The 20,751-nt window shown below is 68.3% G+C and carries 22 protein-coding genes; 13 read left to right on the top strand and 9 right to left on the bottom strand.

The window, feature by feature from the left end; translation table 11 throughout:
• Nucleotides 1–13 precede the first annotated feature (13 nt).
• The gene (gene phnD / locus IQ782_RS17345) at nucleotides 14–979 is read right to left on the bottom strand and encodes a phosphate/phosphite/phosphonate ABC transporter substrate-binding protein (RefSeq protein WP_194135926.1); all 966 of its coding nucleotides are present in this window, start codon (nucleotides 977–979) and stop codon (nucleotides 14–16) included.
• A 162-nt stretch (nucleotides 980–1,141) separates the two neighbouring features.
• Here phnD and IQ782_RS17350 point away from each other — a divergent pair, with 162 nt between their 5' ends.
• The 7 genes from IQ782_RS17350 to IQ782_RS17380 all read left to right on the top strand — a co-directional run bounded on the left by IQ782_RS17350 (nucleotide 1,142) and on the right by IQ782_RS17380 (nucleotide 7,598).
• Entirely contained in the window at nucleotides 1,142–1,927 is a 786-nt protein-coding gene (locus IQ782_RS17350) for a DeoR family transcriptional regulator (protein WP_194135927.1), read from the top strand.
• Between the two features lie 160 nt (nucleotides 1,928–2,087).
• The gene (locus IQ782_RS17355; protein WP_194135928.1) at nucleotides 2,088–3,032 is read left to right on the top strand and encodes a LysR family transcriptional regulator; all 945 of its coding nucleotides are present in this window, start codon (nucleotides 2,088–2,090) and stop codon (nucleotides 3,030–3,032) included.
• Between the two features lie 106 nt (nucleotides 3,033–3,138).
• Nucleotides 3,139–4,158, top strand: a complete 1,020-nt coding sequence (locus IQ782_RS17360) for an ABC transporter substrate-binding protein (RefSeq protein ID WP_194135929.1) — start codon at nucleotides 3,139–3,141, stop codon at nucleotides 4,156–4,158.
• A gap of 57 nt (nucleotides 4,159–4,215) precedes the next feature.
• Complete coding sequence (locus tag IQ782_RS17365) at nucleotides 4,216–4,983, top strand: ABC transporter ATP-binding protein (protein WP_194135930.1); 768 nt, start codon at nucleotides 4,216–4,218, stop codon at nucleotides 4,981–4,983.
• Between the two features lie 124 nt (nucleotides 4,984–5,107).
• Nucleotides 5,108–5,827 carry an ABC transporter permease gene (locus IQ782_RS17370; RefSeq protein ID WP_240989372.1) on the top strand — a complete coding sequence of 240 codons (720 nt, stop codon included), beginning with the start codon at nucleotides 5,108–5,110 and terminating at the stop codon, nucleotides 5,825–5,827.
• A gap of 5 nt (nucleotides 5,828–5,832) precedes the next feature.
• Nucleotides 5,833–6,876, top strand: a complete 1,044-nt coding sequence (locus IQ782_RS17375; RefSeq protein ID WP_194135932.1) for a zinc-dependent alcohol dehydrogenase — start codon at nucleotides 5,833–5,835, stop codon at nucleotides 6,874–6,876.
• Complete coding sequence (locus IQ782_RS17380; protein ID WP_194135933.1) at nucleotides 6,876–7,598, top strand: hypothetical protein; 723 nt, start codon at nucleotides 6,876–6,878, stop codon at nucleotides 7,596–7,598. Before IQ782_RS17375 ends, IQ782_RS17380 begins: the two co-directional genes overlap by 1 nt.
• Nucleotides 7,599–7,664: 66 nt before the next feature.
• Here IQ782_RS17380 and IQ782_RS17385 read toward each other — a convergent pair whose 3' ends face one another.
• The 4 genes from IQ782_RS17385 to IQ782_RS17400 are packed head-to-tail and all read right to left on the bottom strand — an operon-like array spanning nucleotide 7,665 to nucleotide 11,322.
• Complete coding sequence (locus IQ782_RS17385; RefSeq protein ID WP_194135934.1) at nucleotides 7,665–8,954, bottom strand: TRAP transporter large permease; 1,290 nt, start codon at nucleotides 8,952–8,954, stop codon at nucleotides 7,665–7,667.
• Nucleotides 8,951–9,412 (bottom strand): TRAP transporter small permease subunit, encoded by a 462-nt coding sequence (locus IQ782_RS17390; protein WP_194135935.1) that lies wholly within the window; start codon nucleotides 9,410–9,412, stop codon nucleotides 8,951–8,953. The genes IQ782_RS17385 and IQ782_RS17390 overlap by 4 nt, the downstream gene beginning before the upstream one ends.
• Before the next feature lie 26 nt (nucleotides 9,413–9,438).
• A complete protein-coding gene (locus IQ782_RS17395) occupies nucleotides 9,439–10,422 on the bottom strand; it encodes a TRAP transporter substrate-binding protein (protein WP_194135936.1) in 984 nt (327 codons plus the stop codon).
• Between the two features lie 36 nt (nucleotides 10,423–10,458).
• On the bottom strand, nucleotides 10,459–11,322 hold the full coding sequence (locus tag IQ782_RS17400) for an isocitrate lyase/PEP mutase family protein (protein ID WP_194135937.1): 864 nt from the start codon (nucleotides 11,320–11,322) through the stop codon (nucleotides 10,459–10,461).
• 77 nt (nucleotides 11,323–11,399) lie between these two features.
• Here IQ782_RS17400 and IQ782_RS17405 point away from each other — a divergent pair, with 77 nt between their 5' ends.
• Entirely contained in the window at nucleotides 11,400–12,080 is a 681-nt protein-coding gene (locus tag IQ782_RS17405) for a GntR family transcriptional regulator (protein ID WP_194135938.1), read from the top strand.
• 9 nt (nucleotides 12,081–12,089) lie between these two features.
• On the opposite strand, the gene IQ782_RS17410 is transcribed toward IQ782_RS17405, so the two are convergent.
• Nucleotides 12,090–12,554: an Lrp/AsnC family transcriptional regulator gene (locus IQ782_RS17410; RefSeq protein WP_194135939.1), complete on the bottom strand. Its 465-nt coding sequence runs from the start codon at nucleotides 12,552–12,554 to the stop codon at nucleotides 12,090–12,092.
• A gap of 130 nt (nucleotides 12,555–12,684) precedes the next feature.
• Between IQ782_RS17410 and IQ782_RS17415 the strand changes: the two genes are divergently transcribed.
• The gene (locus tag IQ782_RS17415) at nucleotides 12,685–15,051 is read left to right on the top strand and encodes a 1-deoxy-D-xylulose-5-phosphate synthase N-terminal domain-containing protein (RefSeq protein ID WP_194135940.1); all 2,367 of its coding nucleotides are present in this window, start codon (nucleotides 12,685–12,687) and stop codon (nucleotides 15,049–15,051) included.
• 23 nt (nucleotides 15,052–15,074) lie between these two features.
• Here the strand turns inward: IQ782_RS17415 and cobS are convergent, their stop codons facing one another.
• Genes cobS through cobU form a run of 3 tightly spaced genes read right to left on the bottom strand, consistent with a single transcriptional unit; the run spans nucleotide 15,075 to nucleotide 17,396 of the window.
• Complete coding sequence (gene cobS, locus IQ782_RS17420) at nucleotides 15,075–15,851, bottom strand: adenosylcobinamide-GDP ribazoletransferase (protein ID WP_194135941.1); 777 nt, start codon at nucleotides 15,849–15,851, stop codon at nucleotides 15,075–15,077.
• A complete protein-coding gene (cobT, locus tag IQ782_RS17425) occupies nucleotides 15,848–16,864 on the bottom strand; it encodes a nicotinate-nucleotide--dimethylbenzimidazole phosphoribosyltransferase (protein WP_194135942.1) in 1,017 nt (338 codons plus the stop codon). Before cobT ends, cobS begins: the two co-directional genes overlap by 4 nt.
• Nucleotides 16,848–17,396 carry a bifunctional adenosylcobinamide kinase/adenosylcobinamide-phosphate guanylyltransferase gene (gene cobU, locus IQ782_RS17430; protein WP_338092603.1) on the bottom strand — a complete coding sequence of 183 codons (549 nt, stop codon included), beginning with the start codon at nucleotides 17,394–17,396 and terminating at the stop codon, nucleotides 16,848–16,850. The genes cobT and cobU overlap by 17 nt, the downstream gene beginning before the upstream one ends.
• 34 nt (nucleotides 17,397–17,430) lie before the next feature.
• Here cobU and IQ782_RS17435 point away from each other — a divergent pair, with 34 nt between their 5' ends.
• The 4 genes from IQ782_RS17435 to cobD are packed head-to-tail and all read left to right on the top strand — an operon-like array spanning nucleotide 17,431 to nucleotide 20,751.
• Complete coding sequence (locus IQ782_RS17435) at nucleotides 17,431–18,018, top strand: histidine phosphatase family protein (RefSeq protein ID WP_240989364.1); 588 nt, start codon at nucleotides 17,431–17,433, stop codon at nucleotides 18,016–18,018.
• Nucleotides 18,015–18,809 carry a propanediol utilization protein gene (locus IQ782_RS17440; RefSeq protein ID WP_194135945.1) on the top strand — a complete coding sequence of 265 codons (795 nt, stop codon included), beginning with the start codon at nucleotides 18,015–18,017 and terminating at the stop codon, nucleotides 18,807–18,809. The genes IQ782_RS17435 and IQ782_RS17440 overlap by 4 nt, the downstream gene beginning before the upstream one ends.
• On the top strand, nucleotides 18,806–19,747 hold the full coding sequence (gene cbiB / locus IQ782_RS17445) for an adenosylcobinamide-phosphate synthase CbiB (RefSeq protein ID WP_194135946.1): 942 nt from the start codon (nucleotides 18,806–18,808) through the stop codon (nucleotides 19,745–19,747). The genes IQ782_RS17440 and cbiB overlap by 4 nt, the downstream gene beginning before the upstream one ends.
• A 5-nt stretch (nucleotides 19,748–19,752) precedes the next feature.
• Nucleotides 19,753–20,751 (top strand): threonine-phosphate decarboxylase CobD, encoded by a 999-nt coding sequence (gene cobD / locus IQ782_RS17450; RefSeq protein WP_194135947.1) that lies wholly within the window; start codon nucleotides 19,753–19,755, stop codon nucleotides 20,749–20,751.

The following is a 20,751-nucleotide window of genomic DNA, read 5'->3' on the forward strand; positions in this document are numbered from 1 at the left end:
CGGTCTTGTCAGGTCACTCCGCGGCAAGCCCCGCAGGAGTGTATTCGACGCCGTTCGCCTTCTGGATCTGGCGGATGACCTTCCACTGTTCCTTGTAGGTGATCGGGATGAACTTGCTGACCCCGCTGAACTCCTCGCCAAGCGCTGTGCCGGCGAAGTCGAAGCTGAAGAAGGCCTGCTCGATCTTCTCCTTCAGCTCCGGCGTCAGGTCATGGGCATAGGCATAGGAGGTCGTCGGGAAGGGATCGCTCTCCCAGACGATGCGCACCTCGGCGGGATCGTAGAGCCCGCGCTCGGCCATGCGCTCGACCACTTCCGAGGCGACGGGCGCGGCGTCGTAGTCGCCCGCGACAACCCCCAGCATCGACTGGTCATGGCTGCCCGAATAGACCACCTCGTAATCGGTGTCGGGCACCACGCCCAGATCGGGGAACAGCGCGCGCGGCGCCAGGTTGCCCGAATTCGAGGTCGGCGAGGTATGCGCGACGCGCTTGCCGGCAAGATCGGGCACCTCTTTGATGTCGCTGTCGGCCTGCGTGTAGATCTGCAGCTTGTAGCCGAACTGCCCGTCATCGGCCCCCATGATGGCGAAGGGCACCGCCCCGGCAAGGTTTACCGCGAAGGGCGTGGGCCCGGTCGAGAAACCGGCGATGTGCAGGCGGCCCGAGCGCATCGCCTCGACCTCGGCCGAGTTCGACTGCACCGCGAAGAATTGCACATCCTTGCCGGTGACCTCTTCGAGATGGGCGATGAACGGCTCCCAGATGTCCTCGTAGATGGCCGGGTCCTCGACCGGCGTATAGGCGAAGACCAGCGTTCCCGGATCCTGCAGATCGCCCGCCTCCGTCGGCGCATCGGCGACGAGGTCGCCATCGGCGTCGGAATACTGGCTGTCGAGCGCCGCGGTTTCTTCCTGTGCAAATGCCGCACCGGCCGACAGGGCCAGCGACACGAGCAGACTCGTGGTGTGCCTAAGCATGGTGATGTCCTCCTCCCAAAGGGCATTTTCTGCGTCTGGCCCCTGTGTCCTCCGGCCAGTCCAGCGGGATCACATCACCTTTATGTTGGATGTGCAACAAATCTGTCGTAATTTTCTGCGATATTCAAAGATCGGGATGCAAGCAGAGGAGCGCGCGCAGACGTGGAGCAGCAGACCGGCCCCCACCGACTGAAGAAACGCGAACGGCACGACCAGATCCTGCTGCACCTCAAGCTGAGGCCACACGTCCGCGTGACCGAACTTGCGACACTCTTCGGGGTGACCACGGAAACCGTGCGCCGCGACATGGACGATCTGGAGCAACGGGGGCTGCTGGAACGTGCCCATGGCGGCGCCTCGGCCACACATCCCGGCGCGCACCGCGATCTGGACGAACGGCGGCAGGAACGGGTTGCAGAGCGCGAGCACCTGGGCCGCCTTGCCGCTGCGCTGGTCCAAGATGGCGATACGATCATGATCGATGCCGGCTCGACCACCATGGTCTTCGCCCGGCTGCTCGCTTTCGCCGAGACCCGCGTGACGGCGATCACCAACAGTCTCCAGATCGGCATGATCCTGGGCCAGAGTGCCAGGGCGCGCGTGATCCTCGCGCCGGGCAGCTACCTGCCGCAGGAGGCCGCCGTGGTCGGTGTCGAGACCTGCGACTATCTTGCGCGCTACCACGTCGATGCCTGCTTTCTCGGGGCGGCCGGCCTCAGCGAGGCGGGCGTCACCGAGGCCGTCGAGGGCTTTTCCGCGGTCAAGCGCGCGATGATGCGCCAGTCCGGTGCCTGCCGCTTCCTCATCGACGCCAGCAAGTTCGGACTCACCCGCCTGAACCACGTGGCGCGGCTGCACGAGGTGGGCACGCTGGTCAGCGACCGGGCCCCCGAGGGTGCGCTGGCGCAGGACCTGCGCGATGGTGGCGTCGAGATCATCCTGCCGTAAATCGCCGTGCCGCCGCAGCACCGAGACGCCGCGCACGGATCGACGGCAGCGCGGTCGTGCGGTATGTCGCAACAAGCCATCCGCAACCGCTGCGATGGCGTCCGGCACAGGCCGCGCCGATCCGGTCGCGACTGACACTCCCGCAAGCACAGGAGGAGGCATGGCAGACACGTCCAAGCAGCAGCAGCCCGGTCTGCGCGGGATCCGGGGGCTGAGCCTGCGGCAGATCGAGGTGTTTCACGCGGTCTATACCACGCGCTCGATCTCGGCGGCCTCGCGTCTTCTGGTGATCTCGCAGCCGGTGGTCAGCCGCACCCTCAAGCGCATCGAGGACGTTCTGTCGCTGACGCTGTTCCGGCGCGGCGGGACCGGGCTGATGCCCACCGTCGAGGCCCAGTTGATCTTTGCCGAGGTCGACGGGCTGATGCGGCGCGTCGAGGGGCTGGGCGCGCGCATCGAGGAAATCGCCTCGGGTGCCTCCATCCCCTTCCGACTCGGCGCCACCGCCAGCGTGGCGCGCGCGCTGGTGCCGCGCGGGCTCTCCGCGCTCGGCGCGGGCGCCACGCGGCCCGAGCTGTTCTTCGACGTGCTCGCTGTCGATCAGATCGTCGATTACCTGCTCGACGGCACGGGCCAATGCGTCGTCACCCTTGCGCAGATCGACCATCCGATGCTGCACTCGGAGCCGCTGGGCCACGGCCATCTGGTCGCGGTGGTGCCGGTCGGCCATCCGCTCGCGGACCGGCCGCATCTTGCACCCGGAGATTTCGACGGCGTTGACGTGATCACCTTCCAGGTAGACGGCCCGCACCAACGGGCGATCCGCGGCTACTTCGGCAGCGCCATGGCCCAGCTGCAATCGCGCACGGTGGTCCGATTTGCCGACACCGCCGTGGCCATGGCCGCCGAGGGCATGGCGGTCGCGCTGGTCGACAGCTTCACCACGATGGGGCCGATCGGCGAGGACGTCGTGGCGCGCCCGCTGCGCAACGCGCCGGAGTTCACCCTGTATCTGCAGACCAACCCCAACCGCCCGGCCTCGCATCACGTGTCCGAGCTGCGTGACCATTTGCTGCAGGCATTGCGCCGCACCGAAGAGGCTTGAGACCCCGCTATTCCATGTCCTGAAGGCATGGACCTAGGATGATTTCGGCATTGTAAACATGTGCCGAAACGCCGATTGTCCGGCCACGACTTCAAGGGAGGAAACCATGCTCGATATCACCACCTCGCGCCGCGGCGCGTTGGCGCTGCTGCTTGCCGGGACCGCGCTCAGCGCCGGTGCCGCCAGCGCCGAAGAGATCACCCTCGGCGCGCTGCGCCTGACCAGCCATTCGCCCACCTACATCGCGCTCGAGCGCGGTTATTTCGCCGACGAAGGGCTCGAGGTCGAACTGAGCTTCTTCGAAAGCTCGGCGGCAATGGCCGTGGGCGTGGCCGGTGGCGACCTGGATTACGGTGTCACCTCGATCACCGGCGGGCTGCTGAACCTCGCGCAGAAGGGCGCGGTCAAGGTCATCGGCGGTGCCCTGGCCGAAGACCCGTCGGTGCCCGGCGCGCTGATCCTGGCCTCGAACAAGGCCTTCGAGGCCGGTCTGACAGAACCCTCGCAGCTGTCGGGCAAGAGCTTCGGCATCACCACCGCGGGCTCGTCGTTCCATTACATGCTGAGCCGCATCGCCGAGAAAGAAGGTTTCGCCGCCTCGGACATGCAGATGAAGCCGCTGCAGAAGGTCGGTGCCATCGTCGGCGCGCTGAGCTCGGGCCAGATCGACGCCTGGGTGATCCAGCCGAGCATCGCCAAGCGCCTGATCGACGAGGGCGCGGCGCATGAAATCGGCCGCTTCTCGGACTATGATCCCAGCTACCAGGTCACCGCGATCTTCACCTCGACCGGGATCGCCGAGGGCGAGCGCGAGCAGACCGAGGCCTTCCTGCGCGCGCTCTCGAAGGGCGTCGCCGACTACAACGCCGCCTTCGTCGACAAGACGGCGAGCGAGGACGATGTCTCCGAACTGACCGGCATCGTGCACAAATATGTCAGCGTTGACGTCCCCGATGATCGTTTCGCCAAGGACATGTCCGAAGGTTCGATGCGGATCAACGAGGGGCTGGCGCTGTCGACCACCTCGGTGCAAGCCCAGATGGACTGGATGCAGGCCGAGGGGTTGGTCAGCGACGAGATCACGCTCGAGATGCTCGTCGACAGCTCCTACGTCGACACCATGTGACCTATCGGGCCGGTCCCGCACGGGCCGGCCCACCCACCCGAAAGAGGGAGGAACCCGATGGATCTCATCGTGGACAAGCTCGGCCACAGCTATGGCAGCGTGACCGTTCTCAAGGATATTTCGCTGGAGATCCCGCAAGGCCAGATCGTCTGCCTCGTCGGCCCTTCGGGCTGCGGCAAGTCGACCCTTCTGCGGATGATCGGCGGCCTCGAGTTGCCCGAAAGCGGCGAGGTGCGCATCCACGGCACGCCCCCCCGAGACTCCCTCAACCCGCTGACCTTCGTGTTCCAGCATTTCGCCCTGCTGCCCTGGCGCAGCGTGGCCGACAACATCCGCTTGGTGCTCGAGGATCACAAGCTTGGCCGGGCCCAGGAAGACGCGATCATCGCCGACGTGCTGAACCGGACCCGGCTTTCGGATTTCGCCGGTGCCCTGCCCAAGCAGCTCTCGGGCGGCATGAAGCAACGTGTCGCCATCGCCCGCGCGCTGGCAGTGAAGCCGGCCTGCATGCTGATGGACGAGCCGCTCTCGGCGCTGGACAGCCAGACCCGTGAATTGCTGATGGAGGATCTCGTGTCGCTGTGGTCACGCGAGCCCTTCACCGCGGTCTACGTCACCCACAACCTCAACGAGGCGGTGCGCCTCGGTCACCGGATCGTGGTGCTCTCGCGTCGCCCCGGCCGGGTACACCAGGTGGTCGATATCGACGTCCCCCTGCAAGAGCGCAGCCTTGCCATGCCCGAGCTCGAAGCGCGGCAGGCCGAGCTCTGGGAGCTGATGCGCGCCGAAGCCGAAGCCGCCGACATGGAGCTGATCGATGGATAACACCCTGAGCGCCCCCTCGCCCGCCCGGTCCGCGACCGCCTCGGGCAGTTCCGCCGCAACCGGAACGCCGGTCAAGTTCCGCGGCGGCGGCTTCCAGCCGGTTCCGGTGCGCGGCGCGGCCATCATGGTCTTCGTGCTGCTGATCGCCCTGCTGGAGGCCGGCACCCGCAGCGGGCTGATCTCGAACCTGACCATGCCGCGCCCCTCGGCGGTGCTGGAAACCCTATGGAATCTCGCCGCCTCTGGGCTGCTCTGGAAACACCTTGCGCCCTCGCTGATGCGGCTGCTGATCGGCGCCAGCCTCGGCGCGGTGGCGGGCATTGCGCTCGGCACGATGATCGGCCTTTTCAGCCTCGCTCGGGCAGGTCTGGTGCCGCTGATCTCGGCGCTCTTCCCGATCCCGAAGATCGCGCTGCTGCCGCTCTTCGTGATCTGGTTCGGCATCGGTGAAAGCTCGAAATACGCGCTGATCGCCTTCGGCACCTTCACCCCCACAGTCGTCGCCACCTTCGGCGCCGTGGACAGCGTCGACCGCACGCTGATCCGCATGGGCCAGAGCTTTGGCCTCTCCTGGTGGTCCATTGTACGCAAGATCGTGCTGCCCGGCGCCTTCCCCGGCATCCTCTCGGGGCTGCGCGTATCGATCGCCATCGCCATCATCCTGCTGGTCGCGGCAGAGATGCTGGGCGCGGAATACGGCATCGGCTCCTACATCCTCGAAGCGGGCTCGCTCTACGATCTCGAACGGCTCTTCGCCGGGGTGACGATCCTGTCGCTGATGGGACTCGTGGTCGGCTCGCTGATCGGCTTGATCGAGCGCCGCTTCCTGGGCTGGAGGTCGTGACCGCCATGCTGGCCCTGCAGAAGACCGCCGCGGCACCGGGGCTTGAGCTGCGCGAGGTGACGGCCCCCCCGGTTCCCGGCCCCGGCGAGGTGTTGCTGGCCATCGAGGCCACCGGGGTCTGCGGCACCGATGTCCATATCGCGCATTGGACACCGGGCTACGAGTCCATGCAGCAGGCGATGCCGGTCACCATCGGCCATGAAACCTGCGGCCGCGTCGAAAGCCTTGGCGCGGGCGTCGATCCCGCGCTTCACGGCCGGCGCGTCACGGTCCGACCTTCGGTTCTCTGCCACAGCTGCGCTGCCTGCCTGGGCGGTGATCCCGACAATTGCACGGGCAGGCGCGGTGTCGGCATCGGCCGCAACGGCGCCTTCGCGCCGCAGCTGCTGGTTCCGGCAGAGAACTGCGTGATGGTGCCCGACGCCCTGGACGCCGAGATCGCCGCGCTGACCGAGCCGATGACCGTCTGCCGCGAGGCCGTGGACACGGCGGCGCTGAAGCCCGGCGCACGGGTGCTGGTGCTCGGCCCCGGCACCATCGGCCAGGGCATCGCGCTGTTTGCCGAGGCCGCGGGCGCGGGCGAGGTTGTCGTCCTGGGCCGCGACGACGCGTCCCGGCTGGCGCAGCTCGATGCGCTTGGCTTTCCACAGACCGCCGATACGCTGGGCCGCACTTTGGCCGAAGCGCTGGTGCCCTGGCTGGACAAGGGCCGCTTCGACGTGATTTTCGAGGCCACCGGCGCGCCTTCGGTGGTGCCCGAGGCCCTGAGCGTGCTTGCCAAGCGCGGCAGGCTGGTGATCGTCGGCATCCATCCGGCCCCGGCGCAGGTCGATCTTACGGCGCTGGTGCGCAACCACCAGCAGATCCTCGGCTCGTACCGCGCGCCGGTGGAAACATGGCCCGAGGTGCTCGGCTGGCTGGAAGCCAACGCCGAGCGGGCGCGCGGGATGATCAGTCACCGCCTGCCGCTTGCCGCGGCGCTCGATGCGGTCGAGATCGCCGGTGCAAAACAGGCCTCCAAGGTCATGGTGTTGCAGGGGGGTGCCTGATGCCGCTTCTCGGCGATGCCTTCCTGTGCCTGTGGAATGACTTCGACGAAGCCCGCGCCGAGGAATACGAACGCTGGCACAGCTTCGAGCACGTGCCGGAGCGCGTCGCCGCGCCGGGGTTTCTCTCGGGCCGCCGATACGGTGCCTATGACCGGCGCGAGAGCCGCTACATGACGCTTTACGACCTCGACAGCCTCGCCGCGCTGGAAACGCCGCAATACGCAGAGCTCCAGGCCGAGCCGACGCCCTGGTCGGCGCGCATGCGGCCAGGGTTCAGGAACTTCCTGCGCATCCCCTGCCGGACCCTCGCTTCAGAGGGCACCGGCTGCGCAGGACGCGCCGGGGTCCTGGCGCTGCGGCTTTCCGACGACACCGAGGCCAGCGATGCGGCGATCCTCGGCCTGCTGCGCGGCGCGCTGTCTGCGCAGGCCATCTCTGCGTTTCATCTGGGCCGCGCGGACCACATCCCCGCCTACGGCGTGTTCCGCAGCCCCGAAGCCTCGGCAGAAGGGCGGCACTACGTCGTTGCGATCCTCGAGGCCACCACCGAGGCTGCCGCAGCCGCTGCGCTGGCGGGATTGCGGCACCGGCTCGACGCGCTTGACCCCGAGATCGACGTGCTGCGGGACGAGAGCACCGAATTCCTGCTTTCGGTCACCCGCTCCGAGGTGGTGCCGCGATGGGAACGCCACCACCTTCGTCAAGAACAGCCCGCCAGCTGACCCTGAGCAGATGACCTGCACTGTCCTGCCGGACGGGACAGGCAGCGCGTCCCCACCCGCCGCCGTTCAACGGACCAGGCTCGGCAGCCAGAGCGCCAACGGCGGGAACAGCGCCACGAGGACCACCACCACCAGGATCGCCAGCAGGAACGGCAGCGCCGCGGCGACGACGAACTCGAAGGGGCGGCCCGAGATATTGGTGATCACATAGAGCACCATGCCGAAGGGCGGCGTGGCCTCTCCGATGACCAGCAGCATGATCATGATGATCCCGAAATGCACCGGGTCGAAACCGTAGAGCACCATGATCGGCACGAGGATCGGGGTCAGGATATTGATCGCGACGGCGACCGACATGAAGCAGCCGATCGCCAGCAGGAAGACCATCACCAGCAGCATGATCACCGCCGGGCTGTCGGACAGGCCGATCAACCAGTTCGCGATCGTCGTCGGCAGTTTCACCCGCGTCAGGATCCAGGCCAGCACCGCCGAGCAGCCGAGGATGAACATGATCGTGGCGGAATCGTAGGTCGAGCGTCGCAGGACCCCGATCACCGCGCGCAGCCCCATCGAGCGGTAGAGCACGGTGGCCAGGAAAAACGCCCAGAGCCCGGCAACCGCGGCCGCCTCGGTGGCGGTGAAAACGCCGAGCATGATGCCGCCCAAAAGGATGACCGGGGTGAGCAGCGCGCCGAAAGCCGACAGGAACGAAGCCCAGAGCCGGGCCAATCCGGGGAATCTGCCGCGCGGATAGTTGAAGCGCCGCGCGTGCCAGGCCGACAGCAGCATGAGCGCCGCCGCCATCAGCAGACCCGGCAGGATCCCGGCCAGCAGCATGTCCGTCGCGCTGACCTGTGCGAGGATCGCATAGAGGATCGCGGGAATGCTGGGCGGGATGATCGGACCGATCAGCGACGAGGCCACCGTGACGCCGATGGTTGTGCGGTCATCGTAATTGGCCTCGCGCATGGCACGGATCTCGATGTTCCCCAGGCCCGCCGCATCGGCGGTTCCCGAGCCTGACATGCCCGCGAAGAGCATGCTTGCCAGCACGTTCACCTGCGCCAGCCCGCCGCGCATCGGCGAGACGAGGTCCTTGGCGAAGCTGAAAAGCCGGGTGGTGGCACCGCTCTCGTTCATCAGGTGTCCGACGAAGACGAACATCGGGATCGCCAGCAGCGTGAAGGAGTCGATCCCCGCGACCACCCGCTGCACGATGATCTCGTAGGGGATGGAGTCGATGCCGCGCGTCGTCCCGAAGTAGATGAGGCCGGAGAGGCCCATGGCGAAGGCCGCTCCGAGGCCGAGCCCCAGCAGCACGACCAGATAGCCGAGCATGGCAAAGCCCTGGATCATCCGGCGTCCTCCTGCGGCTGCGCCGCTTGGTCTGGCGTGGGCAGGAGTTGCAGGACGAGCAGCGCCGCCGACAGCAGCGCTCCGATCACCACCGGCAGGTAGACCATGCCGTGGTTGGCCCATGCCATGGTCGCCAGCGGGTGAGCCCACGAGGACAATGTCAGTTTCACCCCGCCCCAGGCGAGACACAGCAGGAAGACCAGCGCCAGGACCCTGTGCGCGACCCTCAGAAGCCGAAGCGCCTCGGGAGAGCGGATCGACCGTTCGAGGATGTCGATCTTGAGATGCCCCCCATCAGCCGTCACGAGGATCAGGCCGAAGAACACCATGTAGACGTTCAGCAGGCGCGCCAATTCCTCGCTCCAGACCATCGATATCCCGGCGTATCGGTAGGCGACCTGCGCGATGATCGCGCACAGGAAGCCAGCGAAGGCGAAGGTGGCGACGGCGTCGCTCACCTTCACGATCATCTGCGTGGCACGATTCAATTTCCGGTGCCTTGCTTGGTTTCGATGACCTCGACCGCCTTCTCGTAGATGCCCGGTTCGAGCTGGCTGTTGGCCGCGGCGCGGATGATCTCCATGCTGTCGGTGCGGAAGGAGGGGTCGGGCTGCACCAGTTCGACGCCCGAGGCGACGATCTCGTCTATCAGGCTCTGGTTCTCCTCGAAAGCGCTCTGCGAGCCCGCCGCCGTGGCCTTGTCGATCGCCGCCTGGAGCTTCGCCTGGGCCTCTGCGTCAAGCCCGTTCCAGAAGTCGAGATTGGCCATGATCGTGATGTAGCTATGCTGATGCTCGGTCGCGATCAGATGGCTCTGGACCTCGTAGAGCCGGCGGCCGAGGATGTTGCTCAGCATGTTCTCCTGCGCGTCGATCACGCCGGTCTGCAGCCCCGAGAACACCTCGGGCGAGGGCATCGGGGTGGTCGTTGCCCCCATCCCGGACCAGATCTTGATCCACAGCGGGATCTCCGGCATGCGGATCTTGAGCCCCTTGAGATCGTCCAGGGTCCGGAACGGCCGGTTCGCGGTGGTCCAGCGCGCGCCCTGGTAGTAGGTCCCGAGAAACTTGGCGTTGCCCTTCTCCTCAAGCGCCGCCTTCAGCCGGTCCCCGGTCTCCGAGGCCAGGAATGCCTGGATGCTGGCGTAATCGGGGAACAGGTAGGGCACCAGCGTCGCATCGAGTTCCGGGAAGTAGAGCGAGGCGTGGATCACGCCCATGTGGATGTCCGTCTCGCCGAGCCGCAGCAGGTCGAGCAGTTCGCGCTCGCCGCCCAGCGAGCCGTCGAGGAAGATGTCCACGGTCGTCTCGGGGCTCGACTCGCCGAGTGCCCCGACCAGCGTTTCGGTGACCACGCGGTTCACCCCGCTGTCTGGCACCGTCGAGGCCAGCGTGATCGTATCGGCAAGCGCCGCGACCGGCAGCAGCGCGACGGCCCCTGCCAAAAGAACGTCCTTCAAGTGCTTCATGAGTTCCTCCTCCCTATGTGAAGCCCGACCTCCCCGTCAGGCTCTGAAACGGTCTTCCAGCTCGTATATTTCGTCGAACCCCATAAGTTTGTTGAATTTCTCGAAGTTGTAGAGCGGTGCCGAGATCGCCTCTTCGCCGCCGTTCAGCAGGCCGGCATAGACGTTCTCGAGCGCTGCGCCGACGGCCAGGAAGCCGGTCGCGGGATAGATAGAAAGGCCGAAGCCCAGCTCCCGGAGCCGCGCCTGCGGCAGCACCGGCGTGCGTCCGCCTTCGACGTTGTTGACCAGCACCGGCTTCGAGAAATGCGCCGCGATGCGGGCAAGTTCTTCCTCGCTCTCGGGCGACTCGATGAACAGGATATCGGCCCCGGCGGCATCATATTGCTCCATCCGGTGGATGGCCTCGTCGAGCCCGTGGGTGGTGCGGGCGTCGGTGCGGGCAAGGATCAGGAACTCGTCGCTGCGACGCGCGTCGGTGGCGACCTTGATCTTGGTCACCATGTCCTCGGTGGGGATCACCGCGCGGCCAAGCGTGTGACCGCATTTCTTCGGAAAGACCTGGTCCTCGATCTGAATCGCGCTCGCCCCGGCGGCCTCGTATCCTCGGACCGTGTGGGCGACGTTCACGATGCCACCGTAACCCGTATCGCCATCGGCGATCAGCGGTATACCGCGCTCGCGGCAAAAGGCGCCCATCACCTCGACCCGGCCGACCATATCCCGGTAGGACGCGAGCCCCGCATCGGGCAGTCCGAGGTGCGACGCGACGCTTCCATATCCCGTCATATAGGCCACGCTCGCCCCGGCCGAGACGGCCATGCGCAACGAGATCATGTCATAGACGCCGGGAGCGACGAGCATCTCTCCAGTGGCCAGGCGTGCCTTGAGTGTTCCTTGCATTTTCCCTCACTTAGAATACAAAGTGCATTAAAACATGCGCAAATAATCATGATTCTTACGTCACGGTATACAATCGGATGAAAAAGTCTACGAAAAGCTCTACCCCTGGCCAGACCGGCTACGAGGTGATCCGACAGGCCATCATCGAAGGCGAGTACCGCGAAGGGGACCGGCTGATCGAAGCGGAGCTTGCCGAACGTGCGGGCGTGAGCCGCACGCCGATCCGCGACGCGCTGCGCCGGCTGGAGCGCGAAGGCTTCGTGAATATCCGCGCGGGATCCGGCGCGATCGTCGCGAAATACAGCGGCTCGGATCTATCGGATCTGTTCGAGATCCGCGCGGCGCTCGAGACCCTCGGTGCGGGTCTCGCGGCGCTGCATGCACGCGCCAGGGATCTCGACGAGCTGGAAGCCATGTGCGACGCCATGGACGAGATCGCCGCCGGCCGTGGCACCGATTTTCTCGAGGCATTCTCCGTGCAGAACACGGCGTTTCACCTGAAAATCCTCGAGATGTCGCGCAACCCGCAACTGGCCGAGATGGCGGGCTCGCTGATGAAGCTGGGGGTCATCATGCGCACCTACAACCGCTTCGACATCACCCGGCTCGAACGCAGCATCTACGACCACCGCTGCATCCTCGCCGCCCTGCGCGCAGGCAGCGTCAACCGCGCCGAGTCGGCCATGCGCAGTCATGTTCTGTCGTCGATCGACACCTTCGACACATCCAGCGACTCGCCGCTGTCGCGCAGGACCTAGGCCCGACGCTCAATCCAACCGCGCGGGCTGGTACTTCACCCGCCGGATGGGGATCGAGGATTCCAGCGACGCCACCCCCGGCAGCTTGGTCAGCCGCCCGGTCAGAAAGCGTTCGTATTCCGCCAGATCGCGGACCGAGATCCGCAGCAGGTAATCGAAGCTGCCGGTCATCAGCCAGCAATCGACGATCTCCGGACAGCGCCGCACCTCGGTCTCGAACGCTTCGAGCCGGTCGTCGATCTGCCGATCGAGCCGGACCGAGATGAACACGCTGAAGCCGAAGCCCAGCTTTTCTTCGTCGATGCGGGCGCTGTAGCCGGTGATATAGCCATCCGTCTCCAGCCTGCGGATCCGCCGGGCGCAGGGCGACGCCGAGAGGCCGACCCGCTCGCTCAGTTCCTGATGGCTTGCGCGCGCATTATTCCGCAACTCGCGCAGCAGCTTTCGATCGATCTCGTCCAGGTTCTGCGACATAGGCGCTCGTTTCCGCTGTAGTTCGACGATTAGGCGCTCATTATCACTCCAGAACGCCGCGTCTGGCAATCCAAAAGCCGCCTTTCGCCAGCCGAGTCGGTGTAGGCTCGCGCGCAAAGGGAGGCACCACATGACCAACGACGCGCAGCACCTCAAGGTGATCGAGCAGCGACTGCTTTGGCTCTCGCACTGGATGATCCACAACGCCAATCATCTCCGCCCCAAGGAGGATGGCATCAAGATCGGCGGGCATCAGGCCTCCTCGGCCTCGATGGTGTCGATCATGACGGCGCTCTACTTCTCGGCGCTGCGCCCGGAAGACCGGGTGGCGGTGAAGCCGCACGCCTCGCCGATCTTCCACGCGATGCAGTACCTGATGGGCAACCAGACGCGCGAGAAGATGGAAAACTTCCGCGGCTACGGCGGCGTGCAGAGCTACCCGAGCCGCACCAAGGACATCGATGACGTCGACTTCTCCACCGGCTCGGTCGGGCTTGGCGTCGGCATCACCGCGCTGGCCTCGATGGTGCAGGATTTCATTCGCGCCAAGGACTGGGGGGCGGAGGTCGACGCGGGCCGCATGGTCGCGCTGGTCGGCGATGCCGAGCTCGACGAGGGCAATATCTACGAGGTGCTTCAGGAGGGCTGGAAGAACGACCTGCGCAACTGCTGGTGGGTGATCGACTACAACCGCCAGTCGCTCGACGGCATCGTGCGCGAGGGTCTGTTCGAGCGGGTCGAGAAGATCTTCGAGGCCTTCGGCTGGGACGTGGTGCGGGTCAAATACGGCGCCCTGCAACGCGAGGCGTTCAACGAGCCCGGCGGTGCGCGACTGCGCGACTGGATCGACGCCTGCCCGAACGCGGAATACTCGGCACTCACCTATCGCGGCGGCGCGGTCTGGCGCGAGCGGCTGATGGAGGATCTGGGCGATCAGGGCGAGGTCACCGCGCTGATCGAGCGCCGCAGCGATGCCGAGCTGGCGGCGCTGATGGAGAACCTCGGCGGCAACTGCGTGTCCACCATGGCCGAGGCATTCGCCGCCGTGGACCACGACCGCCCCGTCTGCTTCCTCGCCTATACGATCAAGGGCTGGGGCACGCCGATCGCCGGGCACAAGGACAACCACGGCGGGCTGATGACCAAGGCGCAGATGGCCGAATGGCAGGCGCATATGGGCGTCGCCGAGGGGCAGGAATGGGAGCCCTTCGCGACGGTGCCCGACGCCGCGGCGCTGAAGCAGTTCCTCTCGGAAGTGCCCTTCTTCGCCAAGGGGCCGCGGCGCTATTCCGATGCGCGCCTGTCGGTTCCGGCGGTGGCCATCGACACCAGCCGCGAGATCTCGACCCAGATGGCCTTCGGCAAGATCCTCGACGAGCTGGCGCGCGGGGGCAGCGATCTGGCGGCGCGGATCATGACCACCTCGCCCGACGTGACCGGCACCACCGGGCTCGGGCCCTGGGTGAATCGGCGCAAGCTCTTTGCCCGCGCGGCGCAGAGCGATGCCTTCATCGAGCACCGCATCCCCTCGACCGCCAAGTGGAACTTCGCCCCCGAGGGGCAGCACCTGGAACTTGGCATCGCCGAGATGAACCTCTTCCTGCTGCTCGGCGCGGCGGGGCTGTCGCACAGCCTCTTCGGCAAGCGGGTGATCCCCATCGGCACGGTCTATGACCCCTTCGTCGCCCGCGGCCTCGATGCGCTGAACTACGCCTGCTACCAGGACGCCCGCTTCATGATCGTCGGCACGCCCTCGGGCGTCACTCTGGCCCCCGAGGGCGGGGCGCACCAGTCGATCGGCACGCCGCTCATCGGCATGAGCCAGGACGGGCTGGCGGCCTTCGAGCCCGCCTTCGCCGACGAACTGGCGGTGATCATGGAATGGGCCTTCGACTACATGCAGCGCGAGGGCCGCGGCGACCCCGACGAGCGGACCTGGCTGCGCGACGAGACCGGCGGCTCGGTCTACCTGCGGCTGACCACGAAGCCGCTGGAGCAACCCGGCAAGCGCCATGACGATGCCTTCGTGCAGGGTGCCATCGACGGCGCCTACTGGCTGCGCAAGCCGGGGCCGAACTGCTCTGTGGTCATCGCCTACCAGGGCGCGGTGGCCGACGAGGCGATCGCCGCGGCGGGGATGATCGGCGAGCACCGCCGCGACGTCGGCGTGCTGGCGGTGACCTCGGCGGACCGGCTCAACGCCGGCTGGACCGCGGCGCAGCGCGACCGGGCGCGCGGCAACCCGCGGGCGCGCTCGCACGTGGAGGCGCTGCTCGGCGACCTGCCGCGCCATTGCACGCTGGTCACGGCGATCGATGGCCATCCGGCCACGCTGTCCTGGCTCGGCGCGGTGGCCGGGCACAGGGTCATACCGCACGGGGTCGAACATTTCGGCCAGACCGGCACCATCGGCGATCTCTACCGCCACTTCGGGCTGGATCGGGAAAGCCTTGCGCGGGCGGTCACCAATCTGACTGTTGGAGCCGTGGTGGCCTGACAGCCGCCGGACCCCCCTGTGCGCTAAAGCGCCCAGGGGGCTGAAAGCAGCGCCAGCGCCGTCCAGCAGAAGACTTCGGACACCAGCTGGACCGCGCCCAGCACATCGCCGGTCACCCCGCCGATCCGCTGCTGCGCAAGACGCCCGAGCGCGGCCGCAACCGTCGCGCAGACCAGCACCAGCATCAGACCGGTCGCGCCCGCCAGCAGCAGCCCGCCCGCCGTGACGACGAGCAGCACAAGGCGCGCCGCCCGGCTCCGCCCCGCGGCCAACCGGCCCATGCCGTCCGCCCGCGCGGGCGGCAGACCTTCCTGCACGGCGACCATGGCCGCACGGCTGAACATCCCGATCAGCACGAACCAGCCCGCCCCGCCCCAGGATCCCAGCTGCGGCCCGAGCTGCGCCAGCGCCGCGACCCAGAGCGCAGACGCGAGGATCAGCGCCATCACCCCATAGCTGCCGATGCGGCTGTCGCGCATGATCTCGAGACAATGAGTCCGGTCGCGCCCGCCGCCCAGTCCATCGGCGAAGTCCGCCAGCCCGTCGACGTGCAGCGCGCCGGTCGCCAGCACGTGCGCCGCCACCGCCAGTACCGCCGCCAGCGGCGGGCTGGCCCCGGTCGCCAGCGTCCCGGCGAGCGCCGCCCAACCGAGCAGCCCGACCAGCGCACCCACCGGAACAAAGGCCCAGCGGGCCGCGCTCAACGCGGGCGCCTCGCCCTCGATCCGCCCGGCGGGCAACCGCGTCAGCAGCATGACGGCCACCTGCAGCTCGCGCAGGCGGCCCCGCAGCCCGGTCATCCGCCCGCAACCCCGGCCTGTGCGAAGGTGGCCATGCCGTTGTGGCATTCCAGCGCGGCGCGCAGCACGCCAAGCGCAAGCGCCGCCCCCGAGCCCTCGCCGAGCGCCATGTCGAGCGCCAGAACGGGCGTCTTGTCGAGCGCCGCAAGCAGCCGCGCGTGGCCCGGCTCGCGGCTCACGTGGCCGACAAGGCAATGGTCCAGCAGCCGCGGGTCGGCCACGTAAAGCGGCGCGGTCGCCGCGGTGCAGATGAACCCGTCAAGGATCACCGGGATGCGCCGCGCCCGCGCCTCCAGCACCGCACCGCAGATCGCCGCCTGCTCGCGCCCGCCGAGCGCCGCGAGGATATCCAGCCCCTGCGCCCCTGCGTGGCGCGCGCAGGCCCGCCGCACCGCATCGGCCTTGCGCGCAAGGCCCGCCTCGTCCGAGCCGGTGCCGCGTCCGATCCAGTCCTCGGGCGCGCCGCCGAAGCTGGCGCAGGACAGCGCCGCCGCGATGGTGGAATTGCCGATGCCCATCTCGCCGAGGATCACCACCTGCGCCCCGGCCGAGACCGCCCCCGCGCCGCGCCGCATCTCGGCCAATGTCTCCTCGCCGGTCATCGCCGGGGCCTCGGTGATATCCGCCGTGGGCCGCTCAAGGTCGAGCGCCACCACCGACAGCTCCGCCCCCGAGACGCGGCAGAGCTGGTTGATCGCCGCCCCGCCCGCCTCGAAATTGGCAACCATCTGCGCGGTCACCTCCTGCGGGAAGGGGTTCACCCCCTGCGCGCAAACGCCGTGGTTGCCCGCGAAGACCAGCGCCTGCGCCTTTCCGATCTGCGGACGCTCGACGCCCTGCCAACCCGCCATGAACACCGCCAGGTCCTCGAGCCGTCCGAGCGAGCCCGGCGGCTTGGTCAGGCTGGCCTGCCGGTCGCGCGCCGCGCGCGCCGCGGCGGCGTCAGCCACCGGCAGCGCAGCCGCAAGTTCCGCGACTGCCGCAAGCGAGGAGACGTCAGAAAGCATGGTCATTCGGTTTCACCTTCACTGGATAGCCCGCCACCGCCAGCCAGACCTCGTCGCAGCTCTCTGCAACCGCCTGGTTCGTCCATCCCGCGGCATCGCGGAAGCTGCGCGCGAGCCGGTTCTCCGGGACGATTCCCGCCCCGACTTCATTGGTCACGAAAATCACGGGAGCGCGCTGCCGCGCGATCTCCTGCACCAGCGCCTGCACCTCGGCGCGCCAGTCCGCCTCGGCCAGAAGCAGGTTCGTCAGCCACAGGGTCAGGCAGTCAACGAGCCGCGGCAGAGTGCCGTCGCTCGCGCGCAGCGCGCCGCAAAGATCGCGCGGCGCATGCAAGTCCCGCCAGGCATCGCCCCGCCGCGCCCGGTGTTCGGCGATGCGCGCGGCCATCTCGTCATCGGCCTCGTAAATCTCTGCTGTGGCGATATAAATCGCCCGACCACAGGGGGCGAGAGCCCTGCGTTCGGCGATCTTGGACTTGCCGGACCGGGCTCCGCCCGTGATGAGTATCGACCTTGTCATTTCCGCATGGGAAAGCATCAATGTCGCAAAAAGGAAAGAGGCAAGCAGGCCATTGCAGCACGAAACACCCGGCTCGGGAGAGCTGATCCTGATCCGTCACGCCCCGATCGCCGAGCCCGGCAGGCTCTGCGGGCGCACCGATCTGCCGGCGCGGATCGCGCCCGCGCCAATCGCCGCACTGCGCGCCGCGTTGCCGCGCCCCGGCCAGCTGGTGACCAGCCCGGCGCAGCGCTGCCGCCAGACCTCCGAGGCGCTTTGGCCGGACATCGCCGCGCGCCCGGACCCGCTGCTCTGGGAACAGGATTTCGGCTCTCAGGACGGCTTGCGCATTGCCGATCTGCCCGACCTCGGGCCACTGGATGGCCCCGATCTCGCGCTCTGGACACCCCCCGGTGGCGAGAGTTTCTCCGATCTCTGCGCCCGCGTCGGCCCCGCGCTCGCCGGCTATGGCAAGGCCGCCGCCCGCATCGCGGCGCCGGTGGTGCTGGTGGTTCATGCCGGGGTGATCCGGGCAGCCCTGTCACAGCTCTGCGCAGCGCCCCATGCGGGTCTGGTCTTCGAGATCCCGACGCTTTCGGTGACCCGGCTGCGCTGCGGCGCCGAGGGGCCATTCTCGGTGATCGAGGCAGGCCGGACATGAGCCGCGCCGAGGTCAGCGTCGCCGGCCATTTCGGCGAATGGCTCCAAGGGCGGCTGGGACCGCAAGGCCCGGTGGCCCTGGTGACCGTGCGCTGCCCCGCGCTGCACGTCCGCGTGCCCGGACCTGACCCGCTGCCCTTCGACGAGCGGCAGCTCGACGCTTTTGCCTGCCAACTCGGGATCCCGGTCTGTGCGCCCGGCGCGGCCCGCAACTTCCCGCTCGGCGGCGGTGCCGGGGGCTCCACCGCGACGCTGGTCGCACTGGCGCGCGCCGCCGGCTTCGCGGGCGGCGCGGCGCGGCTCGCCGAGGCCTGCCTCGTCGTCGAAGGAGCCAGTGATCCCCTGATGTTTCCCCGGCCAGACACCCTGCTCTGGGCCTCGCGCGAGGGGCGCGTCCTTGGCCGCTTCGCGCCGCCGCCCGCCTGTGCCATCCTCGGCGGGTTCTGGGGTGCGCCGATCCCGACCGATCCCGACGACAGCAATTTCGACGATATCTCCGATCTCGCGGCGGACTGGGGCGAAGCCACTGAAACCGCCGATCTCGCCCGCTGCGCCGCCCTGGCCAGCGCCTCGGCGGACCGCTGCCGGGACCGCCGGGACGGCGCGGATGGCCCCGCCGACCCTACGCCCGATCTGGCCCGTGACCTTGGCGCGCTTGGCTGGCTGCGGGCGCACACCGGCTCTGCCCGGGGTCTTGTCTTCAGCCCCGGCACCCTGCCCCGGACCGGGGCAAGCGTGCTGGCCGAGGCGGGGTTGCAGGGCGTGATCAACTTCGGAACGGGTGGCACATGAGCTTTGCCCTGATGATGCTGGGCGGGATGGCGCTCGATCTCGCGATGGGCTGGCCGGCCGCGCTTTACGCGCGCATCGGGCACCCGGTGACCTGGCTCGGCCGGGCGATCACGGCGCTGGAGACAAGGCTCAACCACGGCAGCAGGGGCCGGCGCCTGTGGCTCGGCGCGCTGACCACGGCGGGGATCGTCGCTCTGGCCGCCCTGCCCGCTCTGGCCGTGCAGGCGCTGCTTCCCGAGGGGCTCGCGGGCCATGTGATCGGGGCGCTGCTGGCCTGGCCGCTGATCGCCCTGCGCTCGATGCACGATCACGTCGCGGCTGTCGCCGCCCCGCTGTCCCGAGGCGATCTCGCAGGCGCCCGCCGCGCGGTGTCGATGATCGTCGGCCGCGACCCGGCACGACTTGACGCAGCGGGCGTCGCACGGGCCGCGACGGAAAGCCTGGCCGAGAACAGTTCGGACGGGATCATCGCGCCGCTGTTCTGGGGCACGATTGCTGGATTGCCGGGCATCGCCGCCTACAAGGCGGTGAACACGCTCGATTCGATGATCGGCCACCGCACCCCGCGGTTTGAGGCCTTCGGCAAGGCAGCGGCGCGGCTCGATGACGTGGCGAACTGGATCCCTGCACGGATCACCGGGGGGCTCTTCGCCCTGGTGGGCGGACGGCGGGCGTTCGAGGCGGTCCGGGTGATGCGCCGCGACGCGCCGAAACACCGTTCGCCCAATGCCGGATGGCCGGAGGGTGCCATGGCGGCCGCGCTGAACGTCCGGCTTTCGGGGCCGCGGGTCTATGGCGAGCGGGTCGCCGAGGAACCCTGGCTCAACCCCGATGCGCCCGATCCCCGGCCGCAGGACCTGATCCGCGCGCTGCGCCTCTACCGCCGGGCGATGGCGCTCTGCGCCCTTGCGCTCGTCGCGCTGATCCTGTTCGGGTGAGCGCCATGGACAGCCTGACCCAGACGCCCCTGCCCCGCGACCACGGCGGAAATCTCGACGCCGCGATGACCGTCTTCGGCGGCACCCGCGCCGACTGGCTCGACCTGTCGACCGGCATCAACCCGGAGCCCTACCCGGTGCTGCCTGTTCCGGCAGAGGCCTGGACGGCCCTGCCGAAGCGCTCCGACATGGAGCGCCTGATCGCTGCCGCGCGCAGCGCATATGATACGCCTGCCCGCATCGTGCCGATGAATGGCGCGCAGGGTGCGATCCAGTCGGTTCCGGCGCTTCGCTCGCCGGGGCGGGCGGTGGTTCTGGCACCCACCTACAACGAACATGCCGCCGCGCTGCGCCACTTCGGCTGGGACGTCGCCGAGGCCGCCACCCTGTCCGCGCTGGAGGGCGCCGATCTTGCGGTCGTGGTGAATCCCAACAACCCCGATGGGCGGCGCAGCCCGCCGGAGGCGCTTGGCGCGCTGGCGTTGCGGGTGGGGCACCTGGTGGTGGACGAGAGTTTTGCCGACCCCGAGCCGGAGCTTTCCATCGCGGCGCGCCTCGGTACGGCGCTGCCGAACGTCGTGGTGCTGCGCTCCTTCGGCAAGTTCTACGGGCTCGCCGGGCTCCGGCTGGGATTCGCGCTTGCGCATGGCCCGCTTGCCGAGCGGTTGGCGGAACTGGCCGGTCCCTGGCCGGTTTCGGGTCCCGCGATCGAGATCGCCTCGGCGGCGCTCGCGGACGACGCATGGCGCGCCGAGACCATGCAGCGCCTGACCGGGGATGCCGCAAGGCTCGATGCGCTGGCACGCGGCGCGGGCTGGCAGGTCGTCGGCGGCTCTCCGCTGTTCCGCACCTACGCCTGCGACCATGCCCGCGCCGCGCAGGAAGGCCTCGCGACGCGGCGCATCTGGTCCCGCATCTTCCCCTATTCGGACAGCTGGATCCGCCTCGGCCTGCCGCCCTCGGATCGCTGGGCGCAGCTCGAGACGGCCTTCGCCGCGCTCTGA

The organism is Salipiger mangrovisoli (assembly GCF_015223355.1).
GTDB lineage: Bacteria > Pseudomonadota > Alphaproteobacteria > Rhodobacterales > Rhodobacteraceae > Salipiger > Salipiger mangrovisoli.